The organism is Novosphingobium taihuense (genome assembly GCF_007830315.1).
Taxonomy (GTDB): Bacteria; Pseudomonadota; Alphaproteobacteria; order Sphingomonadales; family Sphingomonadaceae; genus Novosphingobium; species Novosphingobium taihuense.
The window spans coordinates 1-14292 of the sequence record NZ_VLKJ01000008.1 but is presented as its reverse complement, the minus strand read 5'-3'; the positions used below and the strand labels follow the sequence as shown (position 1 = coordinate 14292).

13 protein-coding genes, 2 tRNA genes and 2 pseudogenes are annotated in these 14292 nt (G+C 62.8%); 12 read left to right on the top strand and 5 right to left on the bottom strand.

All coding sequences use genetic code 11. From position 1 onward, the window contains the following. Positions 1–23 precede the first annotated feature (23 nt). Positions 24–1124: a redox-regulated ATPase YchF gene (gene ychF / locus IQ25_RS15235; protein WP_144907136.1), complete on the top strand. Its 1101-nt coding sequence runs from the start codon at positions 24–26 to the stop codon at positions 1122–1124. A 71-nt stretch (positions 1125–1195) separates the two neighbouring features. On the opposite strand, the gene IQ25_RS15230 is transcribed toward ychF, so the two are convergent. Together IQ25_RS15230 and IQ25_RS15225 are read right to left on the bottom strand one after the other, a co-directional pair. Then, positions 1196–2113: a DUF2167 domain-containing protein gene (locus tag IQ25_RS15230; protein ID WP_158637761.1), complete on the bottom strand. Its 918-nt coding sequence runs from the start codon at positions 2111–2113 to the stop codon at positions 1196–1198. Positions 2114–2223: 110 nt separating this feature from the next. Continuing rightward, positions 2224–2619: a MerR family transcriptional regulator gene (locus tag IQ25_RS15225; RefSeq protein WP_144907134.1), complete on the bottom strand. Its 396-nt coding sequence runs from the start codon at positions 2617–2619 to the stop codon at positions 2224–2226. Between the two features lie 44 nt (positions 2620–2663). Here IQ25_RS15225 and IQ25_RS15220 point away from each other — a divergent pair, with 44 nt between their 5' ends. From IQ25_RS15220 to IQ25_RS15210, 3 genes are all read left to right on the top strand, one after another. Then, positions 2664–3425, top strand: a complete 762-nt coding sequence (locus IQ25_RS15220; RefSeq protein ID WP_144907133.1) for a MauE/DoxX family redox-associated membrane protein — start codon at positions 2664–2666, stop codon at positions 3423–3425. 67 nt (positions 3426–3492) lie between these two features. After that, a complete protein-coding gene (locus tag IQ25_RS15215) occupies positions 3493–4296 on the top strand; it encodes a DUF1206 domain-containing protein (RefSeq protein ID WP_144907132.1) in 804 nt (267 codons plus the stop codon). Between the two features lie 43 nt (positions 4297–4339). Beyond that, a complete protein-coding gene (locus IQ25_RS15210) occupies positions 4340–4792 on the top strand; it encodes a MaoC family dehydratase (RefSeq protein WP_144907265.1) in 453 nt (150 codons plus the stop codon). 4 nt (positions 4793–4796) lie between these two features. Here the strand turns inward: IQ25_RS15210 and IQ25_RS15205 are convergent, their stop codons facing one another. Together IQ25_RS15205 and mutL are read right to left on the bottom strand one after the other, a co-directional pair. After that, positions 4797–5297 carry a hypothetical protein gene (locus IQ25_RS15205; protein WP_144907131.1) on the bottom strand — a complete coding sequence of 167 codons (501 nt, stop codon included), beginning with the start codon at positions 5295–5297 and terminating at the stop codon, positions 4797–4799. Beyond that, positions 5297–7093 (bottom strand): DNA mismatch repair endonuclease MutL, encoded by a 1797-nt coding sequence (gene mutL / locus IQ25_RS15200; RefSeq protein ID WP_144907130.1) that lies wholly within the window; start codon positions 7091–7093, stop codon positions 5297–5299. The genes IQ25_RS15205 and mutL overlap by 1 nt, the downstream gene beginning before the upstream one ends. 188 nt (positions 7094–7281) lie before the next feature. Between mutL and IQ25_RS15195 the strand changes: the two genes are divergently transcribed. The 7 genes from IQ25_RS15195 (at position 7282) to IQ25_RS15165 (ending at position 13359) form a co-directional block, all read left to right on the top strand. Beyond that, positions 7282–8328: a rod shape-determining protein gene (locus IQ25_RS15195; RefSeq protein WP_144907129.1), complete on the top strand. Its 1047-nt coding sequence runs from the start codon at positions 7282–7284 to the stop codon at positions 8326–8328. Between the two features lie 63 nt (positions 8329–8391). Continuing rightward, positions 8392–9297, top strand: a complete 906-nt coding sequence (mreC, locus tag IQ25_RS15190) for a rod shape-determining protein MreC (protein WP_144907128.1) — start codon at positions 8392–8394, stop codon at positions 9295–9297. Beyond that, positions 9294–9848 carry a rod shape-determining protein MreD gene (locus IQ25_RS15185; RefSeq protein ID WP_144907127.1) on the top strand — a complete coding sequence of 185 codons (555 nt, stop codon included), beginning with the start codon at positions 9294–9296 and terminating at the stop codon, positions 9846–9848. The genes mreC and IQ25_RS15185 overlap by 4 nt, the downstream gene beginning before the upstream one ends. Positions 9849–9850: 2 nt before the next feature. Beyond that, entirely contained in the window at positions 9851–11968 is a 2118-nt protein-coding gene (gene mrdA, locus IQ25_RS15180) for a penicillin-binding protein 2 (protein ID WP_144907126.1), read from the top strand. Further along, positions 11968–13083 (top strand): rod shape-determining protein RodA, encoded by a 1116-nt coding sequence (rodA, locus tag IQ25_RS15175; protein ID WP_144907125.1) that lies wholly within the window; start codon positions 11968–11970, stop codon positions 13081–13083. The genes mrdA and rodA overlap by 1 nt, the downstream gene beginning before the upstream one ends. A 78-nt stretch (positions 13084–13161) precedes the next feature. Then, positions 13162–13237 (top strand) — tRNA-Lys (locus tag IQ25_RS15170). 46 nt (positions 13238–13283) lie between these two features. Beyond that, a tRNA-Lys gene (locus tag IQ25_RS15165) sits at positions 13284–13359 on the top strand. A 261-nt stretch (positions 13360–13620) separates the two neighbouring features. On the opposite strand, the pseudogene IQ25_RS15160 reads toward IQ25_RS15165, so the two are convergent. Then, positions 13621–13983, bottom strand: a pseudogene (locus IQ25_RS15160) (integrase core domain-containing protein); the annotation flags it as partial. Positions 13984–14136: 153 nt separating this feature from the next. Here IQ25_RS15160 and IQ25_RS15155 point away from each other — a divergent pair. Then, positions 14137–14292, top strand: a pseudogene (locus IQ25_RS15155) (IS110 family transposase); the annotation flags it as partial.

Sequence of the window (14292 nt, the reverse complement as noted above, 5' to 3'; positions counted from 1 at the left end):
GCGGCCAGCCAAGGAGTTTGAAAATGGGTTTTCGTTGCGGGATCGTCGGCCTTCCCAATGTCGGCAAGTCGACGCTGTTCAACGCGCTGACCGAGACGCAGGCCGCGCAGGCCGCGAACTATCCGTTCTGCACGATCGAGCCCAACGTCGGAAACGTCGGCGTGCCCGATCCGCGCCTCGACAAGCTGGCGCAGATTGCAGGCAGCCAGAAGATCATCCCGACGCAGCTCGGCTTCGTCGACATTGCGGGCCTCGTGCGCGGTGCCTCGAAGGGCGAAGGGCTCGGCAACCAGTTTCTCGGCAACATTCGCGAGGTGGACGCCATCGTTCACGTGCTGCGCTGCTTCGAGAACGATGACATCCAGCATGTCGACAACAAGGTCGATCCGATTTCCGACGCAGAGACGGTCGAGACCGAACTGATGCTGTCGGACCTCGAAAGCCTCGAAAAGCGCGTTCCGGCAGCCGAAAAGAAGGCCAAGGCGGGCGACAAGGAATCGAAGATCATCGCGTCAGTGCTCGGACAGGCGCTCGAACTGCTGCGCGAGGGCAAGCCCGCGCGGCTGACGCAGCCAAAGGACGACGAGGAACTGCGCGTGTTCAAGCAGGCGCAGCTGCTCACCGCCAAGCCTGTGCTCTATGTCTGCAATGTTGAGGAAGAAAGCGCGGCGAACGGCAACGCTTTCTCGGCACGCGTATTCGAAAAGGCCAAGGCCGAGGGCGCAAACGCGGTGATCGTGTCGGCGGCGATCGAGTCCGAACTTGTCGGCATGGATGCCGAGGAGCGGACCGTGTTCCTTGAGGAAATGGGCCTGCACGAAACCGGCCTCGCCCGCGTGATCCGCTCGGGCTACGACCTGCTGCACCTGATCACCTTCTTCACTGTCGGCCCCAAGGAAGCGCGCGCCTGGACCGTGCATCAGGGCGCCAAGGCCCCCGAGGCAGCGGGCGAGATCCACTCGGACATGCAGCGCGGCTTCATCCGTGCCGAAACCATCGCCTTCGACGACTTCGTCAGCCTCGGCGGAGAAAGCGCAGCGCGCGATGCCGGCAAGCTGCGCCAGGAAGGCAAGGAATACGTGGTGAAGGACGGCGACGTCCTCCACTTCAAGTTCAACGTCTGACGCAGGTCAACCCTCGGTAATCGGAAGGCGGCAGACCGATCCGCCGCCTTCGATAAATCTGATCGATTGATTCATTCGGCCCTACGATTGAACAGGCGGCGCCAATAGCGCGCGATGCCCGCTCCGAACGCCGCGAGCCCCAGAAGGATGGGCTTCAGGAACTTCAACAGAATGGCGAACAGACCCAACTTTTTGGCTGCCGCGACACCCACGCCGGCGGCAACAAGACCGCCTATGCCATAGTCGGCCTTGCGATCGGTGGAGGCGTCATAATCCGCATAGCGTGCACCGGCATCGAAACTTGCATGCTGCGCAAAGTCTGCTGCTGCCGTGCGAATGGATGCAAGGTCAGGCATCATGGCGACGAAGTTGGCGCTTAGGACACCACTGCGACCGAGCGTACGAAGGTCATAGTTCAGGCTGTGAACCTGATCCCCTTCGACCAGAAGATCGCGCGCCCAGACCACGGAATGAGTCTGCGGATTGTACTTCGGCGGCTCGGCCCACCCGGCAATATGCATCGGTGGATAGCCTTGCGATTTCCGCTCAGCATTGCTGTCCTCGCTGGCCTGCTTCATGTCTGAAAGAATGGTGTCGAAATCGGCATCGGCAGCGTCACTGTCTTCGACGAAACCCGTATCCTCGTATGTGAGTACGGCACCCCAGGATCCCGAGAGTGGGCTGCCTCCTTTTGGAAAGACGATGCCGATAACGCCTTCGGCTGCGCCGGGCGGGTTCTGCCATATATCAACCAGTATCTTGCGGGCATCGGTTGGCCCGTAGAACTCGTATTTGTCGCCAAGGTCGAGAGATACGCGCGCTTCAGGCAATGCGACCTTGCCGGAGCGTGGCTTCAGGCTCTTGGCAATTTCAAGAAACTGTTGCTGTGCAGGGGTAAGCTGCTGGTCGGCTGCCTGCAACGGCACTGCCGTAATTCCAAGTGCCAGCGCGAATGCTGACAACATCAGGCGTGATCGAACACGTTCCATGCGCATATACATGATTCCCCCTTCTATTTGGGGATCGTGCCAGAATGCAACTTGTTGTCAAACCACTTTGACCTGAGAAATACTTGCAGTTCGGAGACGATTTGACGAGTTCAACTCTCGAACGCGGCGATGATCGGGCATGGTCCTGCATCGCCCCTGGCGCACTCTCGGGCGAGCTTGTGCAGCGCTTGTCGTGCGGTTTCGAGGCGGGCGATCTCCTGATCGATGGCTTCGAGCCGCGTGCGCGCCATTTCGCGGGCACGCGGGCGATCGTGACCTGCATCGAGCGCCAGAAGCTCGGCGATTTCCGACAGGGTGAAGCCAGCGCCCTGCGCGCTTCGAACAAAGCGCAGGCGGCGCAGATCATCGGGACCGTAGTGCTTCTGCCCTTCCCTGCCAGTGCGGCTGGGCCTGGGATCATCGAGCAGACCCTTGCGTTGATAGAAGCGCACCGTCTCGACGCCGACGCCTGCGCCCTTGGCAAGTTGCGAGATCGTCATCGCCATACCGCTTGACTCCGTACCATGGTACGCAAGCTATAGGTTCATTCATGAAAAACGCACAGACCCCGAATCGAACCGCGGTGCTGCATCGCATGGTGATGCCCAAACACATCTGCCCTTATGGCGTGAAGGTGAAGCACCTGCTGGAAAGCAAAGGTTACCGCGTGGAGGATCACTGGCTCCGCACGCGCGAGGAAACCGATGCATTCAAGGCTGAGCATGGCGTAAAGACGACGCCGCAGGTGTTCATCGATGGCAAGCGCATCGGCGGGCACGACGATACGCGCCGATTTCTTGGCCTCAAGGTCGCCGATCCCGACGCGGTAAGCTACGTGCCCGTTCTGGCCGTTTTCGCAATCGCCGGTGCGCTGGCGATGGCGGTGAGCTTCGCTGTCTTCTCGACGCCATTTACCGGACGGGCCATCGAATGGTTCGTCGCCTTCGCCATGACGTTGCTTGCCATGCTCAAGCTGCAGGACGTCGACAGGTTTGCCACGATGTTCCTTGGATATGACCTGCTGGCGCGGCGCTGGGTTCCCTATGCCTATCTCTATCCGTTCGGCGAGGCGCTGGCCGGTGTGCTGATGGCGGCGCGTGCGCTGCCCTGGCTTTCGATCCCCATTGCCTTGTTTATCGGGACGATTGGCGGCGTCTCGGTGTTCTATGCTGTCTATGTGCAGAAGCGCGAGTTGAAGTGCGCTTGCGTCGGCGGGTCCGGTCGAGTGCCGCTGGGCTTTGTTTCACTGACCGAGAACGTGGTCATGGTCGCTATGGCGCTGTGGATGCTCGCCATGCCCTCGATGACCTGAGGTTTTGCGGCGGCACCGTATGCGACCTCGCGCGTTCCTCACCCGAAAACGGGAGAGAGGAGCGCGCGTGGTCGACAAGTCGGAGAAGGTGGTGTGGCTGGTGAGGCTTGGCTTTGCCGCCCGCGGGCTGGTCTATATGTTGCTCGGCTATCTAGCGCTTACAGCACGCAAGTCCGACGTCGACGATGGCGCGGGCGATATTTTCCGGGTGCTCCACACCATACCGGCTGGTTCTCTTGTCCTGGCGTTGGCCTCAGCCGGGTTGACCGGTTATGCGATCTATCGCCTGTCGGCGGCAGTGTTCGACATCGAGCGAAAGGGCAGTTCAGCCAAGGGCGTGATGCTCAGGATCGGCTATTTCGCGAGCGCGCTTGTCCACTGTGCCATGGCATGGACCGCGGCCAAGATTGCGAGCGGCGCGCGGGATGCCGGCGAGGACCAATCCGCGGACATGGCCGCGAGCGTGCTCGACGTGCCATTCGGCGAGGCGCTGCTCGGCATTGTCGGAGTGGGACTCGCCGTGGCGGCCGTGTTTCAGGCCAAGACCGCGATCACCGCACACTTCATGCGCAATGTCTCATCGCGCGCACCTGCAGCGACGTGCTGGATCGGGCGAGCCGGACACGCTGCGCGTGCGGTCGTGATGGGCCTGATCGGCTGGTCCTTGCTGCGGACAGCCTGGTTCGGTCGGAGCAGCGAAGTGGTCTCGCTCGGCGGAGCGATCAACGATCTCCGGGAAATGAACACGGCCTTTTTACTGATTGCAGCGGGGCTGTTGTTGTTCGGCGTGTTCAGCCTGATCACGGCGCGATACCGTGTCATACCTGACCCTGCACCTGCATCGCGGCGAATGGGGCGCTTCACCTTTTAACCGTTCGATTGACATTGCCTTTTGCTGCGGCGACGATGGCGCGATGATGTACCTCGAAGATATCGAGCCCGGCGAGATTCAGCGCTTCGGAAGCTATCCCGTTTCCCGCCAGGAGGTCATCGAGTTCGCGTCAAAGTACGATCCGCAACCGTTCCACTTGAGTGACGAGGCGGCGGCGCAGACGCATTTCGGGCAGTTGTCCGCCAGTGGCTGGCACACCTGCGCGATGACCATGGCAATGCTTGTCGAGAATCTGAAGGAGCGCAAGCAGGCAGGTTTAGGCTCGCCCGGGCTGGACGAGATTCGCTGGCTCAAGCCGGTTTACCCTGGTGACACACTCAGCGTGGAAACCGAGATAGTCGACAAGAAGCGCAGTGCGTCGCGCCCCGAAATGGGCAGTTTTCGCTCGATCGTTCGGGTCTACAACCAGGATGGCGTTGTCGTGATGACAATGAAGTCCATCGGGCTGATCCGCGCGCGCGAGGCAGTAGTCTGATCGTTCAGATCGCCTTGCACTGGACGTCACCGGTCGCTTCGTAGACCGGGCGCTCGAAAGCGTCGGTGACAACCATCTTGCCCTTGAACTGCTCGGTCGTCCCCACCGCCTTGACCGCGCCGATAGTGGTAAGCGTGACAGCGTTCTCCTTGCCGGTATAGCGCGAGAAGCTTCCCTTGGGCATCTTTGCAGAGCCCGCATCGGGCGCCAGAACCTGCACGTGATCGCCGTGCTTGATCACCCCGCGCTTGTCCTGTGCGAGAAGCACGGCCCCCAGCCCGCCGCCATCGGCGACAAAGGCGCAGCCGGTGCCGTGCAGCTTGTTCTGCGTGATATCGGGATAGAGGATCGGCTGGAGATCGAGTGGCTTGACCGGAGGCTTGCCATCCTGCGCAGCGTTGACCGCCGCGATAGCCTCGGCATCGCTGGGTTCTTTCTCCGAACACGCAGCGAGAGCCATGATAGCCAGTGATATTACGGCGATACGCAAAGGTTCGTGCAGCATCACTTTCTCCCGAAGAGCTTTTCTATGTCCCCGTGCGCCAGCTTTACCCACGTGGGTCGGCCGTGGTTGCACTGGCCCGAGCGTGGGGTGACTTCCATCTCGCGCAGCAGCGCATTCATCTCGGTCACCGAGAGCTGGCGCCCTGCCCTGACCGAGCCGTGGCAGGCCATTGTGGCGAGAACGAGATCGAGCTTTTCGCCCAGAAGCAGCGCGTCGCCGTGATGTGCCAGATCGTCGGCGACATCGGCGACGAGCTTTGCCGGATCGCCCTTGGCCAGCGCTGCCGGGACTGAGCGGACGAGCATGGCATTGGGCCCGAAGCGTTCGAGAGCGAGGCCGAACTCAGCGAGCTTCGGGGCAGCTTCCTCGAGACGGTCACAGGCGGTTTCTTCAAGTTCTACGACTTCCGGGATCAGCAGCGCCTGCGCGGGCGCGGTGCCCTGCCCGGCTCCGGCGGCACGCAGGCGTTCGAGGACCAGTCGCTCATGCGCGGCGTGCTGATCGACGATCACGAGGCCGTCCTCGGCCTCGGCGACAATATAGGTGTTGGAGATCTGGCCGCGGGCGACACCGAGCGGGTGCGTGGCGGCTGCAACGACCGGCTCCTCCGCAACTTCCGCCCGCGCTTGCAGCGGGGCCATGACCGATTGCTCATAGCCGCGCCACGCCTGCCCCGCTTCGGATACGCGAGGTTCCGGACGCCATTGCTGCGCAAACATGCTGCCTTGCGAAGAAGGCGGCGGTGGAGCGATGGGTTCGGCCTGCCACGCTGCCATGGCGCTGGCCGAGGGGGCTTGCGCGCTGCGCTGGTCTCCTGTCGACAGCGCGTGGCGCAGGCCGGAGACGACCATGCCGCGCACCAAGGCGGGATCGCGGAAGCGCACTTCGGACTTGGCGGGGTGAACGTTGACGTCGACCTCGCTGGCCGGAACCTGCAGGAACAGCGCCAGCACCGCGTGACGGTCACGCGCCAACATGTCGGCATAGGCACCGCGTACCGCGCCGATCAGCAGACGATCCTTCACCGGACGGCCATTCACGAAGAGGTACTGGTGGTCTGCCACGCCGCGATTGTAGGTGGGAAGGCCTGCTATGCCGGTGAGGTGATAGTCACCTCGGAACAGGTCGACCTCGACCGAATTGCCCGCCAGTTCACGGGCGACGAGCTGGGCCACGCGCGCTTCGAGCGTTTCGCCCGCCTGCACGTGGAGTGCGCGGCGGCCGTCGTGCTCCAGCGTGAAGCCAAGGTCCGGTCGCGCCATGGCAAGGCGGCGGACGACGTCGGACGCGGCGGCCCATTCGGAACGCGGGCTGCGCAGGAACTTGCGGCGGGCGGGGATCCTTTCGAACAGCTGCTCCACCCGCACCCGCGTTCCGGGGGGCAGCGCAGCGGGGCCTTCCGCCACCAGCGTGCCGTTGTCGACCACGCGCTTCCAGCCATCGGCGCTGCCCTGGGGGCGGGATTCGATGGTGACGCGGGCAACCGAGGCGATCGATGGGAGCGCTTCTCCTCGGAATCCGAGCGTTTCGACCATCTCGATCGCCTCGTCGGGAAGCTTGGACGTGGCGTGGCGTTCGAGCGCGAGTTCGATCTCTTCAGGCCGCATGCCGCAGCCGTCGTCCGAGACCTCGATCATCGCGAGGCCACCCTCGGACAAGCGCACGTGGACGTGGCTTGCGCCAGCATCAATGGCGTTTTCGACCAGTTCCTTGAGCGCGCTGGCAGGCCGTTCGACCACCTCTCCGGCGGCGATGCGGTTGATCAATGTTTCAGGAAGGCGGCGGATGACTCGCATGGTCCGAGGGACCCTAGCGCCGAAGCCGATTTATTTCGAGACAAGCGGTGAAGTTATCCGTCCAAAGCCGCACAAACCCATGGGCTTTGCCCGGCTCGCCTGCTAATGAGCCGCCTTCCCGGGCGCACTTTCTGGAGGGGTCTGGCGCGTGCCCGTGCGTCAAACCGCAGATTATCACGGATTTCTAGATGGCTTCGATCTTTTCCCGATTCTTCAAATTTGGTTCGCAGAACATCGCGATCGACCTCGGAACGGCCAATACGCTGGTCTATGTCCAGGATCGCGGCATCGTACTGAACGAACCGTCCGTCGTCGCCATCGAGACGATCAACGGCATCAAGCGCGTCAAAGCCGTGGGCGATGACGCCAAGATGATGATGGGCAAGACCCCGGACAACATCGAGGCGATCCGACCGCTTCGCGACGGCGTGATTGCCGACATCGAAGTGGCCGAGGAAATGATCAAGCACTTCATCCGCAAGGTGCATGGATCGAAGAGCCTGCTGCGCTACCCCGAAATCGTGATCTGCGTGCCCTCGGGCTCGACCAGCGTCGAACGCCGCGCAATCCGTGACGCCGCGAGCAACGCAGGCGCCAGCCAGGTCTATCTGATCCTCGAACCCATGGCAGCAGCCATTGGCGCCGACATGCCCGTGACCGAACCCGTCGGTTCGATGGTCGTCGACATCGGCGGTGGCACCACCGAAGTCGCCGTGCTGTCGCTGCGCGGCCTGGCCTATACCACCTCGGTGCGTGTCGGCGGTGACAAGATGGACGAAGCGATCGTCTCCTACGTGCGTCGCCATCACAATCTGCTGATCGGTGAAGCCACGGCAGAGCGTATCAAGAAGGACTACGGCATCGCCACGGCTCCGGCTGATGGCATCGGCGAGACGATCCACATCAAGGGTCGCGACCTTGTGAACGGCGTGCCCAAGGAAATCACGATCACCCAGGCGAACATCGCCGAAGCGCTGTCGGAACCGATCGGCGCGATCGTCGAAGGCGTGCGCATCGCACTGGAAAACACCGCGCCGGAACTCGCTGCCGACATCGTCGACCAGGGTATCGTTCTGACCGGTGGTGGTGCGCTGATCCGCGGCCTTGACGAGCATCTGCGCGAAGAAACCGGCCTGCCGGTGAGCGTTGCCGAAGATCCGCTGTCCTGCGTCGCGCTTGGCACCGGCCGTGCGATGGAAGATCCGATCTATCGCGGCGTGCTGATGACGGCGTGAACCTAGACGGTTACGGGTTGCAACGCGGCGCCGAAAGGCGCGGCGGCTTGAAGGGGTGAACGGATGGCGCGGTCGCAGGACCGGCGCCCGGGCTATTCGCGCAGGGCGCAGTACGGAATTTTCACCGGCTACGTAGTCGCCATCCTTGGCGTCGTGGCGGGGATTGCCGTGCTCGTGACGTCGCTGATCAATCCGGATGCTTTTTCCTTTGCCCGCAGTGCCGCTGCAGAAGCTGCACGTCCGCTTGGGCGAGCGGGTGCAGAAAGCCGGTCAACCGGCCAAGGCGTGTTCGCTGCGGTTGGCGCCTATTTCAATGCCGGCCAACAGAACGCCGAGCTGCGCCGCGAGGTCGAGGCCGCGCGGGCGAACGCGGTGTCGATGCAGTCGCTGCAGAACGAGAACCGGCGGCTCAAGGCACTGCTTGGCATCATCGACCCCGCACGCAAGCCTGTCGCCACGGCGCACCTGATCGGATCGACCGCCGCCAGCACCCGCCGCTTTGCCGTCATCGATGCGGGAACGTCGCGTGGCGTGCAATCGGGACAACCGGTCCGTGCTGCCTCGGGCCTGATTGGTCGGGTCATCGAAGCTGGCCCCGGCACCGCTCGCGTCCTGCTCGTGACCGATCCCGACAACGTTGTGCCGGTGAAGCGCGCTAGGGACGGGCTGACTGCCTTCGTGCAGGGAGCTTCGAACGGTCGCATCGACATCCGCCTGATCAACCAAGGCGTCAATCCGATCCGCAAGGGCGACGTGTTCGTGACTTCAGGATCGGGCGGACTCTATCCCCCGGGTATCCCCGTTGCCGTCGCCACTGATCCGCACCGCGATGGCGCGACCGGACATCTTGCGGCCGATCCTGCCGACAACGAGTTCGTCATCGTCGAGTCAGCCTATAGCGGGGAAGCTCGCATGCAGATCGAACAGATCGAGAAGGACGGCGCCAAGAACGCCGCGCCCGAGCAGTGAACCTGCGCAATCTGGACGAGACCGGAGACGTAATCGCCCGCAAGCGGATCAACCGTGCGCCCCTGCCCTTGCTGGCCATCGGACTGCCCTGGGCCACGATCATGCTTGCCTCGATGGCAAGCTTCTCGCCGATCATCTCGTCGGCACCGGTGATGCCGCCGCTCGCCTACATGATGCTGCTGGCGTGGCGGATGATGCGACCTGGCATGCTGCCGCTGTGGGCAGGTCTGCCGCTCGGCCTGTTCGACGATCTCTATTCCGGCATGCCGTTCGGTTCGGGCATTGTGTTGTGGTCGGGAACCATGCTCGCGATGGAATTGATCGACGAGAAGTTCCTGTGGCGCGGGTTTGCGCAGGACTGGCTCGCCGCCTGCGCGCTGATTTCGGCCTATCTTTTGCTCGGTTCGGTGTTGGCGGGCATTGCAACGGGCTATCCCCTGCCACTGGTCATCGTCCCGCAAACGCTTGTTTCGCTCGCGCTCTATCCGGTCGTCACCCGCGTTGTCGCGTTGCTGGACCGGGTGCGCCTTCTGCCGCTCAAGAGGCTCTGATAATGGCTTCGAACGGCGGTGGCCGGAACTTCGCGGGCAAATCGAGCCTGCCGGTAACGACCGCAATCCTCAACAACCGCTTCGAGCGCCGCACGTTTGTTCTCGGCACATTGCAGGCCGGAGTGGGCATCCTGCTGGCGACAAGGCTCGGTTATCTGGCGGTCGCCCAGAACGAGAAGTATCAGGCGGCATCCGAAAGCAACCGCGTCAATCTCACCCTGATTCCGCCGCGGCGCGGCTGGGTACTCGATCGCTTTGGCAAGGCGCTCGCCGCCAATCGTGCGGACTTCCGCGTCGACCTTATCCCCGACCGCGTCGACGATCCCGACAAAACGATGGCCACTCTGGCCGGCCTGCTCTCGCTTACGTCCGACAAGGTTCGCGATATTCGCGACAAGCTGGACAAGGCGCGCGGGTTCCAGCCAGTGGAAGTCGCCTCCAGCCTCGACTGGGACAAGTTCGCCGCCGTCTCGGTCCGCCTCCCCGAACTGCCCGGAGTCATCCCGCAGCGGGGATATTCGCGCTACTATCCGGCGGGGGCTTCGGTCGGGCACCTTGTCGGCTACGTCGGCGCGGCCTCGGCAGAGGATTACGAGAAAGAGCGCAATCCGCTTTTGATCACGCCGGGCTTCAAGATCGGCAAGGATGGCCTCGAGAAGCACTTCGAGACACGCCTGCGCGGCGTTCCCGGAGCGCGGCGCGTGGAGGCCACGGCCTCGGGCCGTATCGTGCGCGATCTCGGCACGCGCGAGGACGTGCCGGGCAAACCCATCGCGCTGACCATAAATGCGGGCCTTCAGGACTACGCAGCGCGGCGCATCGGGCTCGAATCCGGCTCGGTCGTGGTCATGGATTGCGAGACCGGCGACATTCTCGCCATGGCCTCGATGCCGAGCTTCGATCCCAACAGCTTTTCCGACGGAATCGGCCGTGTCGAGTGGAAGATGCTGTCCGAGGACGACCATGTTCCCTTGCGCAACAAGGTTCTGCGCGGGCTCTATCCGCCCGGTTCGACCGTCAAGCCGATGGTTGCCCTGTCGTTCCTCGAGGCAGGGCTCGATCCCAATGCCAGTGTTGGCTGCGGCGGCGGTCTGCGCGTGGGCAATCGCGTGTTCCACTGTTGGAACCGGCGTGGCCATGGCACCGTGGACATGGCCAAGGGCATCTACCAGTCCTGCGACGTCTACTTCTACCACTTCGCGCAGCAGATCGGCATGGACAAGATCGCCGCCATGGCGCGCAGGCTTGGACTCGGGCAGGAGTTTCCGATGCCCTACCCCGGCCAGTCGTATGGCACCGTGCCCGACCCGGCGTGGAAGATGCGCAAGTACAAGAAGGAGTGGGCGCTCTACGACACCGTGAACGCCACGATCGGCCAGGGCTACATGTTGGTCAATCCGTTGCAGCAGGCGGTCATGGCATCGCGCATTGCATCGGGTCGCGAAGTGATGCCCCGGCTTCTTCTGGATCGCAATGCTCCGCCGGTGAAGTCAATGGGATTCAGGCAGGAGCACCTCGACTATATCCACGCGGCGATGAGCGAAGTCGTCAATGGGCGCGGCACCGCCGGCAAGGCACGCCTGCCGGTCGAAAATGTGCTGCTGGCGGGCAAGACCGGCACGGCGCAGGTCGTCGGGCTCAATATGGGCAACGGCAAGGGCGGGATCTGGAAGTACCGCGACCACGGCCACTTCATCTGCTTCGCACCGTTCGACAAGCCAAAGTACGCCTGTGCGGTGGTGATCGAGCATGGCGGGGGATCGGGCGCTGCCTATCCGATCGCGCGCGACGTGATGACCTACATCTTCGCCCCCGACAAGGCGATGGCCGTGCTTGAGGAATTCGAGAAGCAGTGGGGCGGCAACGTCCAGCAGCGCATGGCCACGCGCTACAATGCGTTTGCGGCGAAGTATGGTGGCTCTGCGCCGAAGCCGGTGCCGGACGACGATGACCTGACCGAACAGGTCGAGGACGGCAATCGTGCCGCTCCTGAACCCGCCACGGCCCAGACCGACGCCGCTGCGCCTGCGCCCGAACCCGAACAGACCATGTCTGCTCCGGCCGTTGCCCCGGCAAACGCTGCGCCGGCAGTGTCAGCGCCCCCTGCAGGAGCGCAGTGATGCCCCGGGCCTATGTCCCTGCCACGATCGCACGCCAACCCTGGGGGGTCTTGCTACCGCTCATGGCGCTGGTCAGCTTCGGCGCGGCCGTGCTGGATTCGGCCGCGGGAGGCCGGTTCGAGACGTGGTCGATGTCGCACCTGCTGCGCTTCGTGGTCTTCCTCGTCATGGCCATGGTCATCGCAAGACTGCCACAGGAACTGTTCCGCAAGATGGCCCTGCCGGTCTACGGCGTGCTCTGTCTCCTGCTCGTACTTGTCGAACTCATTGGCGGGATCGGCGGCGGAAGCCAGCGCTGGCTCAATCTCGGCTTCATGACGCTCCAGCCTTCGGAGCTGATGAAGCCGGGGATCGTGCTCGTACTGGCGTGGTTCTACTCGGTGCTCCCCATCGGCGAAACGCAGAGCTGGCGCGCGTTGATTCCAGCAGGTCTGCTGCTTGGCCTGCCGGCGGGCCTTGTGATGCTGCAGCCGGACCTTGGTACGGGCCTTGCCATCACGTTCGGCGCGGTCGTGGTGATGTTCCTTGCGGGGCTCCCGCTGCGCTGGTTCCTGGGTGCAGGCGCAGCAGGGCTTGTTGCCGCACCGATGGCCTTCTTCTTCCTGCTGCACGACTACCAGCGGAACCGCGTGCTGGTGTTCCTCGATCCGGAGAGCGATCCGCTTGGCACCGGGTATCACATCACCCAGTCCAAGATCGCCATCGGATCGGGCGGGTTCATCGGCAAGGGTTTCGGCAACGGTTCGCAGAGCCATCTCAACTACCTGCCGGAATCCCACACCGACTTCGTCTTTGCGACCATGGCCGAGGAATGGGGAATGCTCGGCGGGCTGTTCGTGCTGATCGTGTTCTGGCTGATTTTCCGCTGGGGCCTGAAAGTCGCCAACAGTGCCCCTGACCGTTTCTCGCGCCTGCTTGCGGCAGGCATGACGATGACCATCTTTTTCTACATGTGCATCAACCTGATGATGGTCATGGGCCTGGCTCCCGTGGTGGGCATTCCGCTCCCATGGATGAGCCACGGCGGTTCCTCGATGATGACCAACATGATCTGCGTGGGCACGATCATGGCGGTGGAGCGCTGGAGCCGCAACGCTCCGCGCAGTCTATCCTGAAATTCACAAATTTTGGGCTTGGCAGCCGTCAGAAAATCGTTATTGGGGCGGCTCCCGAACGGGAATGCCTGATGGCATGGACGCATAGCTCAGTTGGTAGAGCAGCTGACTCTTAATCAGCGGGTCCTAGGTTCGAGCCCTAGTGCGTCCACCACCATCGCCTTCCCCTCACCGCCACCATGCGGTTCCTTGCCGGGTACGGACGCATAGCTCAGTTGGTAGAGCAGCTGACTCTTAATCAGCGGGTCCTAGGTTCGAGCCCTAGTGCGTCCACCAAATTTCCAAATACTTACAGATAGTTAGACTATCTCCGGGATTGGGAATTCCATCCTCTTGAGTGGCTAGGTAGCTCTCTAGGTAGCGCGCTCCTGGAAACAGATTTTCTGAGCGAAAGTGCAAGAGAGCCGTAACGCTGGTTGTTTTCCGGCCCAGATCAAGCTCGCTTTCCAAGGCTGGCACGAATCGGCATTCTCAAAGTCGTCAGGCCTGCGGCTTATATTTGAGTTGACGTGACCCCCAGCTTTCCTCCAGCTGGGATTAGAGCCGAGCCGTTTTGTTGCGCATGAGCGCGGTTGAAGCAATGGGCTGCGTAGCGGAGCCCGTAGGGCGGAGCGAAGCAGGCCATTGATTATCCAGTTCGGCGGCGAACGCCGCCGGGGTTGCGTAACCAAGGGATGAGTGCGGTCTCTCCCGGTTGTAGTCATCCACCCAGGCGGCGATCTCGACGCGGGCATGGGCGAGGCTGAGGAACAGCGTCTCGTTGAGCAGCTCGTCGCGCATGCGCCCATTGAAGCTTTCGACGTAACCGTTTTGCATCGGCCTGCCCGGAGCGATATAGTGCCACTCCACCCCGATCTCCCCACACCATGCGAGCACCGCATTGCTGGTGAGCTCGGTGCCATAGCACATTGGGAAGCGGCTCCTTGGAGGGCCGCGATGCCTTGATGAAGACAAGGGCGCGTAGCGCCCGCCGGCTTCATCAAGGCGGCCATGACCGGCCAGCAGGTCTCTAAAGTGAAGTTGTCGACTCAACCCTTTGGAGACGGACCGACCATGACCAAGCGCAGTTCTACCCCCACCGACGCCGTGCTGGTAGCCATCGATATGTCGAAGCACCGGCAGGAGGTATTGATTGAACGCCCCGAAGGCGGCCGCCGCCGGCGCATGACGATCATGGCCACCAAGGCTGACTACGATCGCCTCGCCGAC

Bases quoted from the DNA above. Each gene is read 5' to 3' on its own strand.
- mutL (WP_144907130.1), bottom strand. From the start codon at position 7,093: ATGCGAGTCATCCGCCGCCTTCCTGAAACATTGATCAACCGCATCGCC.
- IQ25_RS15205 (WP_144907131.1), bottom strand. From the start codon at position 5,297: ATGCTGCACGAACCTTTGCGTATCGCCGTAATATCACTGGCTATCATG.
- mrdA (WP_144907126.1), top strand. From the start codon at position 9,851: ATGGCTTCGAACGGCGGTGGCCGGAACTTCGCGGGCAAATCGAGCCTG.
- IQ25_RS15210 (WP_144907265.1), top strand. From the start codon at position 4,340: ATGATGTACCTCGAAGATATCGAGCCCGGCGAGATTCAGCGCTTCGGA.
- rodA (WP_144907125.1), top strand. From the start codon at position 11,968: ATGCCCCGGGCCTATGTCCCTGCCACGATCGCACGCCAACCCTGGGGG.
- IQ25_RS15220 (WP_144907133.1), top strand. From the start codon at position 2,664: ATGAAAAACGCACAGACCCCGAATCGAACCGCGGTGCTGCATCGCATG.
- IQ25_RS15225 (WP_144907134.1), bottom strand. From the start codon at position 2,619: ATGGCGATGACGATCTCGCAACTTGCCAAGGGCGCAGGCGTCGGCGTC.
- IQ25_RS15195 (WP_144907129.1), top strand. From the start codon at position 7,282: ATGGCTTCGATCTTTTCCCGATTCTTCAAATTTGGTTCGCAGAACATC.
- ychF (WP_144907136.1), top strand. From the start codon at position 24: ATGGGTTTTCGTTGCGGGATCGTCGGCCTTCCCAATGTCGGCAAGTCG.
- IQ25_RS15230 (WP_158637761.1), bottom strand. From the start codon at position 2,113: ATGGAACGTGTTCGATCACGCCTGATGTTGTCAGCATTCGCGCTGGCA.
- mreC (WP_144907128.1), top strand. From the start codon at position 8,392: ATGGCGCGGTCGCAGGACCGGCGCCCGGGCTATTCGCGCAGGGCGCAG.